Raw genomic sequence first — 12700 nt, 5'->3', positions numbered from 1 at the left:
GGCAAGGTTTAAGGTTGGGTGGTCGCGTTGTTCACCAGTTAATGCGGCGTTAGGTTTCTATTGGTAGAATACAAGACATGAAAAAAACAATTAAAAATTTCATCAACAAATCAGTAAATGCTTCTTTATTAAGAATGTATGAGCGTGGTGAAGAAAACTGGGCAAAGCCATTTTCAAAGTTATCTAAGTATCTTTGCTGTTTTTTTTCACCGACATGGATGATTGCAAGGATTTCCAATCGTACTTTGAGTAGAGTGGAGAGAACACAGGCAATTATTGCAAGAAATTATTTTTATTTAACCTGTTCTATCTTCCTCTTGGCTTTGGTAGGCGGGATTTTACCTGCTGGTTTTCTTGGTAAGTTAGAAGTAGGCGATTTCTATGTTGCGGCTATTACTATTTTGCTTTGGTGCGTTCCATTTTCTCGTTGTAACGAAATTTTCTGCGCGTTCATAAGTGATGCTTTGGATAAAACGTCAGGCAAAACCAAAAATAGTGACCTGACATACAGAAAAAGAATTGAATTATCTTTCTTAAGTTACTTAGAGCTGATAATTAATTATGCGATTTTATACTACTTGATGCCACTATCATGGTTTGGGGACGATAAGTCGGCACATTTTTCCAATGTTATTGATGCGTTATATTTTAGTGGTGTGACGATAACCACATTGGGCTATGGAGACTTTTCACCCGTTAATGCCATTCCACAGTTACTCGTAGTGCAACAAGTCTTAGTTGGTTTCACGCTTATAGTTGTAAGCTTTGCAATCTACGCTGGAAAGGGTCTTTCCATAGATAACGCAAAAAGTAGTGAGTCAGAAACCTAACAAAGCATTTAAGAGTGATTCGCAACGCTTGGCAGTTTCGCTTCGCTCAAGTATAGCCAAGCGCCGCTCACACCTTAATGCGGCGTTATGTGTAAAGGAGTGATTTAGCAATGTCTCTAGAGTTTTATGATGAGTTACTCAAAAGTGAGCGTTTTTGCGAAAGCTTGGGGCGACTGTTGTTGATGTCGGGGAAGTTGGAATCAGCATTAAAATCAATTGTTCTCGAGAGTAGTATTAAGGTGGGGTACAACCTTAGGAGAGCTATGTTAGGTCAGCTTGTTGGAAGCTGTAAAAAACATGAATTGGTTACTGATGAACTTAGTGAAGTTTTGGCGTTTATACTGGTTCGCCGAAACTACCTTACGCATAATCTTTATCCTTTGTTTAACGATGAAATTGAATACACGCTGTTGCCTAAAGACAACTTAGACTCTGATGATGCAGAGTATTATTTCCCTAAATGCGTTGAAGAGCTGATAGCACATATTGAATTTGCAATCGACTACATCAACGAGCGTAATTAACACATAACAAAGCGTTTAAGACGGACTCCCAACACTTGGTGTTTTCGGCTTACTTTGGGTTAAGTGTTTACGTTACAATGGTTTAGGTTTGTTGGTAGGCGTTGCTCACCACTTAACGCGGCGTTATATGCTTGGAAGAATCTGTAAGGAAGTAGGTGTTGAATGGTTGATAAAATTACATTTTTCACAAGGCTAGAGCGCCAGCTTCTTTCTGGTAAAAAGACAGCAACGATTAGGGATAAATCTGAAAGCCATTATTACCCAGGGCAGGTTGTTGAAGCTCTTACTCACGAAGATGGGCGGAAAATCTGTAGACTAGAAATTGTCGGTGTTGAACATGTGAACTTTGATAAACTCAACAGAAAGCATGCAAAAGCAGAAAATCTTCCATTTGTCTTCATGCTCAAATGGATTTTGCGAAAGATATACCCAACAGAAAAGAGCTTGTGTTTTATAAGTTTCAAAGTCGTTGATTAACAAGTCTGCAAGTTATGAAGCCCCTTGAGCTACGCATACAAAGCGTTTAAGACAGATTCCCAACGCTTACCATTTTTAGTGCTAATTGTTGGGTGCAGTGTTTACGGTGGTATGGTTTCGTTTAGGTGGTAGCGTCGTTCGCACCTAAATTGGTATTTATACGCTTTGGGGAACTAATGATTCAGAGTATTTATGACGAGATGTGGGAAAGGTTTGAGCTAGCATCTGCTCACAACGATTATGAGCTAGACTCGCATCTATTAGATATTGCTAGTGATACCCGAAGGGGGATTACAGCTTTGGCATATTTAAAGCAGGGTAATCGTTCTGTTCTTGATGAAATCATGAGCTTTCAGAAAGCAGTATGTGAAATAGAACCCAACCAATACTACCATCCGCTTGAAGAACTGCACCTAACCGTTCTGTCGGTAATTTCATGCGTACCAGAGTTTGAACTCAGCGAAATCAATATTCATTCTTATATCGAAATATTTCGTTCAGTCTTGAGTTCAAATCAACAGATAGAAATAAAATATCAAGGTATTAGTGCGTCTCCAAATTGCATTCTACTGCAAGGTTTTCCTGTCAGTGATTCTTTGGAACAGTTTAGAAATGAACTTAGAACTCAATTAAGCGAAGCGGGGTTAAGGGTAACTTTCGACAGCCGTTATAAGTTGGTTACAGCGCACAGTTCATTAATTCGGTTCAGAGTTCCAATTAGTGATAGTCGGCAGCTTTTTAGGTTGTGTCAGCAGTATCGAAATTATGATTTCGGTAGCATCGTACTGAAAGACTTTGAACTGGTGTTTAACAACTGGTATCAAAACTTGGCAGTAACGAAGTCTTTGGCTAGAGGTTCTTTGTTAGACTAAACGCGCCTATAACAAGTACCTAACAGTCAGCCTAAACCCCACATCATCAAATATCCAGTGCACGATTTCAAAAAAACAAACAACTAAATCAGAAACCCCAACACTTGGCATTTTATGCCAGTGTTGGGGTTGTTTTGTTGTTGAAAGCTAACCAAACAGAGCGCCAATAACGGCGCCCTTTGTGTTAGTTGGCAACACTGTAAGTGTCGTAATCGCGAAGTAAGAAAATCGCGACACAGGCTGCGAGCATTGGCCAAGAGGCGAAGAATAGTAGGTTGTTGAACGGGTCCATGTATTTTCCAAAAGAGGAAAAGGTTGAGCCTGCATGAAGAACTAAAATGGCTCCGTAGGTGTACTTTTTCCACATGCCTACGACGAATGCGCCTAAAAATCCGAGCTGTGCGACACCCAGAGCCATCATCGCATTGTTCGAGATGTCGATGCCGTAAAAGCCAGACAGTACTTTTGTTGCGTGCTCAGGGACAAGGATCTTATCCAAGCCCCAGAATAAGAAGACGATAAAAATGCCGATTCTCAGCAGTAGTAGGCTAGTTGCCAGTTTAGTTTGAAGTGTCTTTTCCATGATATCCCTTGTGATGCATTCAATGATGCGATGATTTAAATGTTCATCAAAGGAGACCCAGAGCCTTCGCGTTTTCTTTCGCAGTTTTTCAGTGCCTTATGTAACAGGAAATGTCTGGTTGGTTTGTTCCTCAACGCTATCGGACTCAAAATGCTGTTGCTTGAGTAAGCTGATAGTCAGGTTTATCGGCATCGGCTTATAAAAATAGAAGCCTTGGATATAGTCGACACCTAGCTTAGATAAGATTTTCACTTGTGACTCATACTCGACACCTTCGACGATGACTTGCATGCCTAAGGTGCGTGATAGTTGAAGCATGGACTCTAGCAGAGGGAGACCAAAGCTGGATTCGTCGGATATGTTTTTCACGAATACGCGATCGATCTTGAGAATGCTGAACGGGAACTGTCTTACGAAATCTAACCCTGCGTAGCCTGTACCAAAATCATCAATCGCGACTCTTACGCCCATGTTCGATAGCTTGGTTAGGTTGTCTCTAATTTTGACCATGTCGGCATCAGAACATTCACCATCTTCGGTTACTTCGAAAACCACCTGCTTGAGGATCTCAGGGTGTCTTTTAAATATGCTGATCACCTTGTTAGAGAAGTTACTGTTGGACACAACGTTGCGGCTGATGTTGACGCTGATGTACTTTGATTCGAACACGTCTTGATTGCTTTTCAACGTCATCAATACTTTGCGCAGCACGAAGTAGGTGAGCTCCTCAATCAAGCCTAAGCTTTCAGCAAGCGGAATGAAAATAGCAGGGGAGACGTTACCTTCAATTGGGTCGTTCCATCGTAATAGTGACTCACAGCCGACAATCTCGTTAGTGTTTTGGTTAACGATAGGCTGCATGTGAACATGAAGGTGTTGGTTTTTTAGCGCACTTGAAAGCGAATATTCTAAGCTCCGTTGGCTCTGCTTTTTATGCTTGATGGAAAGGAGAATTATGGTGGTAATTCCGGCCATCAAAAAGCCAAACCATAAATAGCTCAACATGAAGTGAAGATAAAACTGATACCCAATGTATGAGGTGATGGTCAACGGGTAGGTGTTTGATTGTATCCGCACCTTGGCGATTGATGAGTCAATATCGGTAGGGTGGATATCTCTTTTGATCACTTCAACTTTGGCCTGTATTCCATGGTTGCTAAGATTTGTTTCAACAAGGTCATAGATGAAGTGTGGCGGAATCATCAGGCTCACTCCGGCATCTTCTTTGTTCGAGAAAATGAGCATGATGGACTGAACTTGTGTGATGGCCGAGTTGGAATACGACAGGGTAGTTAAATTCGGGTCGTCATTGAGCCGCTGCCTGATGGCGCTGTATAGGCGAAATGAAACGTCACCATCGGTGGTTGAACAGTAAAACCGGTTCTGTTTATTGAATACCGCTGCTTCTTTTACCCAATCGGCTTCAAAAACGTTTTGTCGAAGCTGTCTAACGATCGCGTCGCAAGACTGTTCAGGTCTAACTTCAGATAAAAAACGGTCGAACCTTGATTGGATCCCTTCTAACCTGGTTTCGACTAACCTTGATGTGTCTTCGGTTAATGTTTGGTAGTGATACGGTGTAAAAGGAATGAGCATTGCCATGGAAAAAAAGAAAGAGATGGCAAAGTAAAATGAAGTCTTGGCAATGTTTTGGTACTTGATATCCATAGTTGGAGAAGCGTTACCGATTTATGTGAGCATTCGATTTAATTTATAAAGTTAACGATTATGTAGCAATATAAATAATTAATATTGTGAATGCAGGCACGAATTATTGATATAAATAATATGTTTTCCAGTTTTACCAGCAAAATCTTGATGTTATCTCGTTTATTTGAGTTATCGAGGCGTCATTTTTGATGATTCATGCGGATAACAAATGCTTATATCCTGATAAGTTTTGTTGTTATTTGGCCGAGCTGAATGAACTGAATGAGCTGAATATTGAGCCATGTTTAAATTAATAAAGTCACGACACGATTCGTTTTGGTGGTGACAGCATAAGGGATGTTTATGAAAAAACTGATATCAGCACTCATAGCGGTGTGCTTCTCATTCTCTGCGTTGGCCGATGACGGTGTTGTTGATTGCGAGAATGCGATGAATACCATCGAGATCAATCAGTGTGCGGCAATTGAGTTGGAATCCGCCCAAGCGGAACTGGATAAATACCTTGCAGCCAGCTTTGAGCACAATGCTTATGATGCAGAGCTGGTGGCATCAATTAAGAAGGCTCAGGATAGCTGGCAGGCGTACATGACAGCACATTGCGACTCTGTTTACACCCAATGGCGTGATGGTTCTATTCGAGGGGTTATGGCGCTTTCCTGCAAGACGACGTTAACCAAGCAGCGCACGCATGAGGTGTGGGTGAATTTCTTAACTTATATGGACAGCACGCCTCCGGTTTTACCAGAGCCTAAATTAGCGCCGTAGGCAGGTTTAAAATACGTACAGGACTGTGCACCTGCTTCAACCTTTGGCGGGCGAATAAGAAAGCGATCGGGGATTGCCTTACTCTTTCGTTCTTAGTTCTTAGTTTCTAGTCTCCAGCTTGAAGCATTACAGTTTGAAGTTTTACCTAGCAAGGATTCGATTTTGAATAATGTCAGTATCACCCTTATTCAGCTTGAAGTTGAATACAAAAACAAACAAAAGAACATTGATTCGGTCTCTGATCTTTTGAAAGCGGAGCCGTCAGTCGGGGATATTACTTTACTGCCTGAACTGTTCACTACTGGGTATATTTTTAACGAGGCTGAAGAAATTCATGAATTGGCTGAAGACTTCACCGACAGCATTACGATTGATTCATTAACGCAGCTTGCAGCGAAGCATCACACCTTGATTGTTGCAGGCATGGCCGAGAAAGATAGCGGCCATTATTACAACAGCGTGGTGGTTGTGGATGCTTCAGGTTTACGACACAAATACAGAAAAATCAGTCAAACCAAATTTGATAAGCAGTATTTCTCGAGAGGGGAGGAACGCCTCACGTTTGAGCACAAAGGCTTAAAGTTTGGTATCGCGATTTGCTTCGATATTTGGTTCCCAGAGATCATGAGAGAGTATCAGTCGGTCGACGTTATTCTTCACCCTGCCAACTTCGGTGGCCAGCACAGCTTTGCTATTGCTCAAGCAAGGGCTTTAGAAGAGGGGTGTCATGTCGTGACGTGTAATCGGGTTGGGCAGGATGTGGTTGATGCGTTTACCGCGACTTATTGTGGTGGAAGCAGAGTCTACTCACCCAAAGGGGAGTTAGTGACTCAACTTAACGAAAAGCAATCTATAGAAACCGTGAGTATTCAAGATCTATCGATTGCACCGCAATACAATGGTGTTGATGTTGAAGATGAGATGCAGCAAATCACCGCTCTCTTAAACCGTTAAATCGCTAGAACAGAGACTAGCGCGGTATTAGATCGAAAAACGCAAGGTGATTAGCCTTGCGTTTTAGTTTGGGAATGAAGCGTTCTTAAGCTTGATCGTTGATTTGATTCAGATGCTCGACGGAATGGGCGTTTTTCATCCGCTGAGCTTGATGGATATTGACCATAAGGCGATTGAGCAGTTTTTGCAGTCGTTCAATATCCGGCAATTGTTGATTTTTGGCTTCGACTTCTAGCTCCAATGCCTGCTTAGAAAGCATGTTAAGACCTAAGTTTAGCGACATGCCTTTAATGGAGTGCAGGGTACGACAAAGTGGCTCCAACTCCTTCGCTAAATAGTATTCGATGACACGGTCAACCGACTGTTCGAACTCAATAATGGTCGAGTCGATAAGTAAGCTGAACCCTTCCGTGTCGTCTTTCAGTATGTGTATCACTTCTGAATGGCTGATCTCTTCTTCCGTTAACCTTAACGTTTCAATAGGCTTACGATGAAGCTCGACAATATTTTCATTCTCACTCGAACCTTCGGCTGCGGTTTGTTTCGGTAATCGACTTGAGAACTGTTGTAGGGCGTCGAAGAAACTCTCTTGCTGCAGAGGCTTGGTCAGAATATGGTCGACACCTGCCTGAATAAAGTTGTCATGCGCCTCACGGAATACATCGGCCGTGTAAGCGAATATCAAGGTATCGAGTTTCAGTTTTTCGCGGATGTGATGCGTTGTTTCGACCCCGTTCATTTCAGGCATATGATTGTCCATCAAGATAAGGTCATATTGAGTGGTTTTGAGGCGTTCAATCGCCAATTTTCCGTTCTCTGCATGATCGACATGATGGCCGAGTTTTTCACAGAAGCCTTGTGCAACAATGGCATTAATACGGTTATCTTCCACCAACAGGATACTTAACGAGTCATAACTGAGGGTTTCTGCATCGACTACATGAGTTGCGATGTCTTTCGCTTTGCTTTCTTGCCATGTGATAGGCAGAGAGACTTGGAATTTTGTGCCAAGCCCAACAGCACTGGTTAATGTGATTTCTCCATTCATGAGGTTGACTAGGTTCTTGACGATTGCGAGGCCAAGCCCTGTTCCGCCAAACTTCCTTGTTGTGGAAGTGTCGGCTTGTTCGAACGAATTGAATACCTGCTCGTGTTTATCTTTCGGGATACCAACCCCGGTGTCTGTCACGGTCAGAATCAACTGGTTGTTGGGGCGATTGAGGTCAGCTTGAATGGACACATGACCTTCTTTGGTGAATTTGGTCGCATTGCCGCCCAAGTTGAACATGATTTGACGTAGCCTTGCACAGTCTCCGACGAGTTGGATGTTTTTCGGTATGTTATTTTCGATCAACAGGCGAATGCCTTTTTCATCGGCTAAGGGTTTTAGGGCGCTGCATACAGGCTGCATGACTTGAACAAAGTTAAAGGGAGCCACGTCTAGCTCAAGCTTGTTTTCTTCGACTTTTGAGAAGTCCAGAATGTCGTTGAGTATCGTCATCAAGTGGTGACCAGAATCGAGAATGATGTTGATGTTCTCTTTTGTTTCGGGTTCTTGGGTCTGGCTTGCAATGATTTGAGATATTCCAAGAACGCCGTTCATTGGCGTTCTGATCTCGTGGCTCATAGTAGACAGAAAATCGCCCTTAGCTTTTACTGCGGCCTCAGCTTTGGTTCGTTCAGCGATTAGCTCCTGAGTTTTCGCTCTCATTTCACTGTCATTACTGATCAAATTGGCTGTCATTTTTTGAAAACTTTGTTTGAGATGAGCGATTTCGTCTTGGGTGTTTATATTCGAACTCAATTCCAGAGTTGCAGCACCTTGATCCAAATGGCCAGCGGCAACTTGGTTAGTGGCCTCAAGTAGGGTGTGTAATCTTCGATTAATACGCTTTGACGCCCACGCAGCAACAAGGAGTGATATGAACACGGAAAACAGTGTTCCGAGGATTAATATGTAGCTGGTTTGATTGGCTGAGCTCTCCGATTTTTCGACCCTGAGAATAATAAGTTGTTGTTCAATTTCAATGAATTGAGCAATCTCTTGGCGGATCTCATCAATCAATTTTTTTCCGGTTTGCTGCTGAGTGAGGTCGATGACACTTTGTATTTCAGCTTCGCCTTTATTGACAAGGCTGCGTTGATTGATCTCTTTCTCTCCAGACTGTTTCAGCCATGTTTTATGAATATCATCGATTCTATATAGGCGTTCTACTTGAGGTGGGTTATCACTCACTTGATTCGCAAGGGTTTGGAGTTTTTGAGGCCATACATCAAGAGCTAAATGGTAGGGTTCTAAAAAAACAGGATCACCCGTGATCAAGTAACCACGTTCAGCCGTTTCTATGTCGACTGTTAAGCTGAGAAGCTCTTGAGCCCGAGCGATGGCTTTATGTGTGTGTACAACCCAACTATTGTCTTTTACAACCGTTCGGGTGTTTTCATGGACAGAAAAAGCCACCATAAGCATCAAAGCGATAGGAATCAAAAAGCTGACTAATAGCTTTTTCTGTAGGGATATATTGTCAAACCAACCCGCGATCATAAAACAGCGCTCTCCATGTCGTTGTTATTCACTGTTAGTGTAGATGATAATCAGTCGTTAAGTGCGCAAATAGTTGCTGAGTGCGTAAATACATACTTTAGCGTGTAAGTTTCGCATATTAACGGCATTTTAGGGGCGATTAAGCGGCGTTATTATGTTTCAAAGACAAAAAAGCTAGCTCAATAAGCTAGCTTTCAACGGTGTGATGAGTGTGGCGAGTATTAAAGCGCTTTTACGCTGCTTCGTTCAACAAGAGTAGGTTCAAGTTCAACGACTTGCGGATAAGCATCTGGAGTTTGTAATCTGCTCAAAAGCGTATCCACTGCGGCTTTACCTAAACGATGTTTTGGCTGGTGGACAGTGCTTAACGCGGGTGTCATGTACTTCGACAGGTGGATGTCATCGTAGCCGATGATAGACAGATCATTCGGAATCGATGTGCCATCTTGCGCCGCAGCGTGAATCACGCCCATCGCCATCATATCGTTACTGACGAACAAGGCAGACGGCATTTCGCCACGAGTTTTCAATGTCTGATAAGAGTCAAAACCACCGTCACATTCAAAGTTGGATTCAACAATCCACTTAGGGTTGATCTCTAAATTGGCTTCTTCCATTGCTTGCTTGAAGCCTTGATAACGAGACGAAGCTTGATTGCGGTGCAGTGGTCCTGTGATACAACCAATTTGAGAATGACCGTTATCAATCAGGTGCTTAGTTGCCATGTAGCCACCTTGGTGCGAGTTGTCTTGGATCTTATCGCTCGCAAACAACATAGGGCCCCAGTCCATTACCACAACAGGCAGTTCTGGGTAGCGCTCGAATACATCGATATGTTCGCCTTCAAGGGTTGAGCACATTAGCATCAGGCCATCGACACGCTTTTGCAGCAAGGTATCGATAGAGGATTTCATGCGTTCGCTATCGCCTTCGGTGTTACACAAGATAAGGTTGTAGCCTTTTTCGTAGCAACGACGTTCGACACCTTTCACCACTTCGCCAAAGAATGGGTTGGTGGATGTGGTCACTAGCATTCCCAAGGTTTTGGTTTGCTTCATTTTCAAGCTGCGAGCCAATGCAGAAGGCGCATAGTTAAGTTCTTTAGCCGCACTGTTAACACGCTCAGCAATCTCTTCACTGACAAAGCGTGATTTGTTGATCACGTGGCTCACGGTAGAAGTCGAAACCTTTGCGAGCCGTGCGATGTCTTTCATTGTTGCCATAAAAAATCCTTGTGGGAATAACCTTCCACGTTGGGCGATATTCTGCCTGAAAACAGGGGCTTATGCTTCTAATTTGTTGTTAACGAATCTTAAGGCTAACCGCAAAAATCAACTAAGCAGACAGTTGCTCTGCTAAAAACGCGTCTGTTTCAGCACGGCTTGGAATCGAGGTTTGAGCACCAAAGCGTGTCACAGAGATAGCAGCTGCAGCGTGGGCAAATTTAATCGCACGCTCTAGTGGCATATCTTCAAGCAAGCCTGTGACTAATGCGCCATTGAAAGTGTCACCAGCGGCAGTTGTGTCTGTTGCTTCAACACGGAAGCCTGCGACTAATTCACCTTCGCTAGCTTCATTGCCTTGACCGCGATGACTCACCCAAACGCCTTTCGCGCCTAGCGTGATCATTACTGTTTCGATGCCTTTAGCGTGCAGAGCCAACGCAGCTAGATGAGCAGACGCGTTGTCCGTCACGGTAATGCCGGTCAGCACTTCTGCTTCAGTTTCGTTCGGTGTAATCACGTCAACACAAGCAAGCAGTGAATCCGATAATGGACGAGCAGGAGCCGGGTTAAGAATCACTTGCGTGCCATTGTCTTTTGCTACTTTCGCAGCGTATTCAATGCCTTCAATTGGCGTTTCAAGCTGAGTCAGCAGGTATTTAGCGCCGCGAATCTTTTCTAGGTGCGGCTCGATTTGATCGCAAGTCAGCTTGTCGTTCGCTTCCGCAGAAAGACAAATGCTGTTTTCGCCGGTTGCTGATACTTGGATCATCGCGATACCAGTAGGCGTGTTGTCTGCAACGATCACGCCGTCGATGTTGATGCCGTCTTTAGCAAAATCTTGACGAATGTTGATGCCAAATGGGTCGTCACCAACACAGGCGATGAAGCCAATATCTGCGTTTAATCGCGCAGCAGCGACCGCTTGATTTGCGCCTTTACCGCCAGGGATGACCTGATAGTTACCGCCAATCAAGGTTTCACCCGGACGAGGGAACGAAGGAACTTGCAGTACGTGGTCAGCGTTAACGCTACCTAAAACAATCAGTTGAGTCATGATACGAGCCTTATGATATATCGTATTTGAAAATGCATGGGTCTTTCTCATTACGTTAATTCACATTACGTTGATTGCTCGCTTGTTAGCGGCGGAATGAGAAACAGCGATGCACTGTCGGGTTTATGCTTTTATGTTAAGTAAGTGAGCTAATGAGCTAATGAGCTAAGCAAAGCAGGGGATAGGGGACCCCTGCTTTATATCGCGTTACTTAGTAACGATTACTTAGCGATGATTTTTAGAGGTACTGGTACGTACTCGTCTACTGTTTCGCCTTTCAGTACTTTGTCTGCCATTTCGATACCTAGAGAACCGATTAGGTCAGGTTGTTGTGCAACTGTTGCGCCAAGTAGGCCGCGGTTAACTGCTGCGATGCCGTCTTCAGTGCCATCAAAGCCAACGATCATCACTTCTTTACCTGAAGCTTGAACTGCGCGAAGTGCGCCTAGTGCCATTTCATCGTTCTGAGCGAATACTGCTTGTACGTCTGGGTTAGCGGCAAGCAAGTTTTCCATTACGTTCAGACCTTTAGTACGGTCGAAATCAGCAGGTTGGCTTGCTAGAAGCTCAAGGTCGCTGCCGTTTACTGCGTTCATGAAGCCTTCACCACGTTCACGAGCAGCAGAAGTACCAGCGATACCTTCAAGTTGGATTACTTTCGCTTTCTCGCCTACTTTTTCCATGATGAAGTGACCTGCCATTTCACCACCGATTACGTTATCAGAAGCGATGTGGCTCACTACGTCACCACGGCTTGCACCACGGTCTAGCGTTAGTACAGGGATGTCTGAGCGGTTAGCAATGCGAATAGCGTTAGATACTGCATCTGAATCCGTTGGGTTAATCAGGATTGCTTTAACACCACGAATGGTTAGATCTTCAATGTTCGAAAGCTCTTTGCTTGGGTCGTTTTGAGAATCAAGAACGATAAGCTTGTAGCCTAGCTCTTCCGCTTTCGCTTCTGCGCCATCTTTCATGGTTACAAAGAATGGGTTGTTCAATGTAGACAGAACGATTGCCATTGTATCTTGCGCCTGTGCAGACACAGATACCGTTGTAGAAAGAAGAGCAGCAGAAATAAGAGTCGCTAATTTTTTCATGGTGTAAGTCCTTTGTGTAGGGTGAGCTAGGAGGTGAGTCCTAGCTCGTAGTTACATTATTTATAGATTCTAATATTTTAAGGTAAAACAGGGTGTTAC

At 43.6% G+C, this 12700-nt stretch carries 12 protein-coding genes; 6 read left to right on the top strand and 6 right to left on the bottom strand.

From position 1 onward, the window contains the following. Positions 1-77: 77 nt before the first annotated feature. From HRQ85_RS07325 to HRQ85_RS07310, 4 genes are all read left to right on the top strand, one after another. Complete coding sequence (locus HRQ85_RS07325; protein ID WP_050633078.1) at positions 78-830, top strand: potassium channel family protein; 753 nt, start codon at positions 78-80, stop codon at positions 828-830. Between the two features lie 110 nt (positions 831-940). After that, positions 941-1354 carry a hypothetical protein gene (locus HRQ85_RS07320; RefSeq protein ID WP_172379177.1) on the top strand — a complete coding sequence of 138 codons (414 nt, stop codon included), beginning with the start codon at positions 941-943 and terminating at the stop codon, positions 1352-1354. 162 nt (positions 1355-1516) lie between these two features. Then, entirely contained in the window at positions 1517-1831 is a 315-nt protein-coding gene (gene yqfB, locus HRQ85_RS07315) for a N(4)-acetylcytidine aminohydrolase (protein WP_050633077.1), read from the top strand. Positions 1832-2007: 176 nt separating this feature from the next. Then, the gene (locus HRQ85_RS07310; protein ID WP_172379176.1) at positions 2008-2703 is read left to right on the top strand and encodes a 2'-5' RNA ligase family protein; all 696 of its coding nucleotides are present in this window, start codon (positions 2008-2010) and stop codon (positions 2701-2703) included. Positions 2704-2887: 184 nt separating this feature from the next. Here the strand turns inward: HRQ85_RS07310 and HRQ85_RS07305 are convergent, their stop codons facing one another. Next, positions 2888-3286: a hypothetical protein gene (locus tag HRQ85_RS07305; RefSeq protein WP_122080799.1), complete on the bottom strand. Its 399-nt coding sequence runs from the start codon at positions 3284-3286 to the stop codon at positions 2888-2890. Between the two features lie 96 nt (positions 3287-3382). Then, positions 3383-4954: an EAL domain-containing protein gene (locus HRQ85_RS07300; RefSeq protein ID WP_172379175.1), complete on the bottom strand. Its 1572-nt coding sequence runs from the start codon at positions 4952-4954 to the stop codon at positions 3383-3385. A 345-nt stretch (positions 4955-5299) separates the two neighbouring features. On the opposite strand from HRQ85_RS07300, the gene HRQ85_RS07295 reads away from it, so the two are divergent. Beyond that, a complete protein-coding gene (locus tag HRQ85_RS07295; protein ID WP_172379174.1) occupies positions 5300-5722 on the top strand; it encodes a lysozyme inhibitor LprI family protein in 423 nt (140 codons plus the stop codon). 162 nt (positions 5723-5884) lie between these two features. After that, a complete protein-coding gene (locus tag HRQ85_RS07290) occupies positions 5885-6676 on the top strand; it encodes a carbon-nitrogen hydrolase family protein (RefSeq protein ID WP_172379173.1) in 792 nt (263 codons plus the stop codon). An 85-nt stretch (positions 6677-6761) separates the two neighbouring features. Here HRQ85_RS07290 and HRQ85_RS07285 read toward each other — a convergent pair whose 3' ends face one another. From HRQ85_RS07285 to rbsB, 4 genes are all read right to left on the bottom strand, one after another. Further along, positions 6762-9221 (bottom strand): CHASE3 domain-containing protein, encoded by a 2460-nt coding sequence (locus HRQ85_RS07285; protein ID WP_172379172.1) that lies wholly within the window; start codon positions 9219-9221, stop codon positions 6762-6764. Between the two features lie 221 nt (positions 9222-9442). Next, positions 9443-10444, bottom strand: coding sequence for a substrate-binding domain-containing protein (locus HRQ85_RS07280; protein ID WP_048613455.1), 1002 nt, complete (start codon positions 10442-10444; stop codon positions 9443-9445). Between the two features lie 112 nt (positions 10445-10556). Further along, the gene (rbsK, locus tag HRQ85_RS07275) at positions 10557-11501 is read right to left on the bottom strand and encodes a ribokinase (RefSeq protein WP_172379171.1); all 945 of its coding nucleotides are present in this window, start codon (positions 11499-11501) and stop codon (positions 10557-10559) included. A gap of 221 nt (positions 11502-11722) precedes the next feature. Further along, positions 11723-12601, bottom strand: a complete 879-nt coding sequence (gene rbsB, locus HRQ85_RS07270; RefSeq protein WP_017058470.1) for a ribose ABC transporter substrate-binding protein RbsB — start codon at positions 12599-12601, stop codon at positions 11723-11725. Positions 12602-12700: the final 99 nt, after the last annotated feature.

It is taken from the genome of Vibrio sp. Vb339 (assembly GCF_902751245.1).
In the GTDB taxonomy this organism is placed as follows: Bacteria; Pseudomonadota; Gammaproteobacteria; order Enterobacterales; family Vibrionaceae; genus Vibrio; species Vibrio coralliirubri.
Note: the sequence above shows the minus strand (reverse complement) of the source record. Positions and strands in the feature narration are given on the sequence as shown.

What these genes read in the sequence shown, in the direction of transcription:
- HRQ85_RS07325 (WP_050633078.1), top strand. Translation starts at nt 78, where the DNA reads ATGAAAAAAACAATTAAAAATTTCATCAACAAATCAGTAAATGCTTCT.
- HRQ85_RS07320 (WP_172379177.1), top strand. Translation starts at nt 941, where the DNA reads ATGTCTCTAGAGTTTTATGATGAGTTACTCAAAAGTGAGCGTTTTTGC.
- yqfB (WP_050633077.1), top strand. Translation starts at nt 1,517, where the DNA reads ATGGTTGATAAAATTACATTTTTCACAAGGCTAGAGCGCCAGCTTCTT.
- HRQ85_RS07310 (WP_172379176.1), top strand. Translation starts at nt 2,008, where the DNA reads ATGATTCAGAGTATTTATGACGAGATGTGGGAAAGGTTTGAGCTAGCA.
- HRQ85_RS07305 (WP_122080799.1), bottom strand. Translation starts at nt 3,286, where the DNA reads ATGGAAAAGACACTTCAAACTAAACTGGCAACTAGCCTACTACTGCTG.
- HRQ85_RS07300 (WP_172379175.1), bottom strand. Translation starts at nt 4,954, where the DNA reads ATGGATATCAAGTACCAAAACATTGCCAAGACTTCATTTTACTTTGCC.
- HRQ85_RS07295 (WP_172379174.1), top strand. Translation starts at nt 5,300, where the DNA reads ATGAAAAAACTGATATCAGCACTCATAGCGGTGTGCTTCTCATTCTCT.
- HRQ85_RS07285 (WP_172379172.1), bottom strand. Translation starts at nt 9,221, where the DNA reads ATGATCGCGGGTTGGTTTGACAATATATCCCTACAGAAAAAGCTATTA.
- HRQ85_RS07280 (WP_048613455.1), bottom strand. Translation starts at nt 10,444, where the DNA reads ATGGCAACAATGAAAGACATCGCACGGCTCGCAAAGGTTTCGACTTCT.
- rbsK (WP_172379171.1), bottom strand. Translation starts at nt 11,501, where the DNA reads ATGACTCAACTGATTGTTTTAGGTAGCGTTAACGCTGACCACGTACTG.
- rbsB (WP_017058470.1), bottom strand. Translation starts at nt 12,601, where the DNA reads ATGAAAAAATTAGCGACTCTTATTTCTGCTGCTCTTCTTTCTACAACG.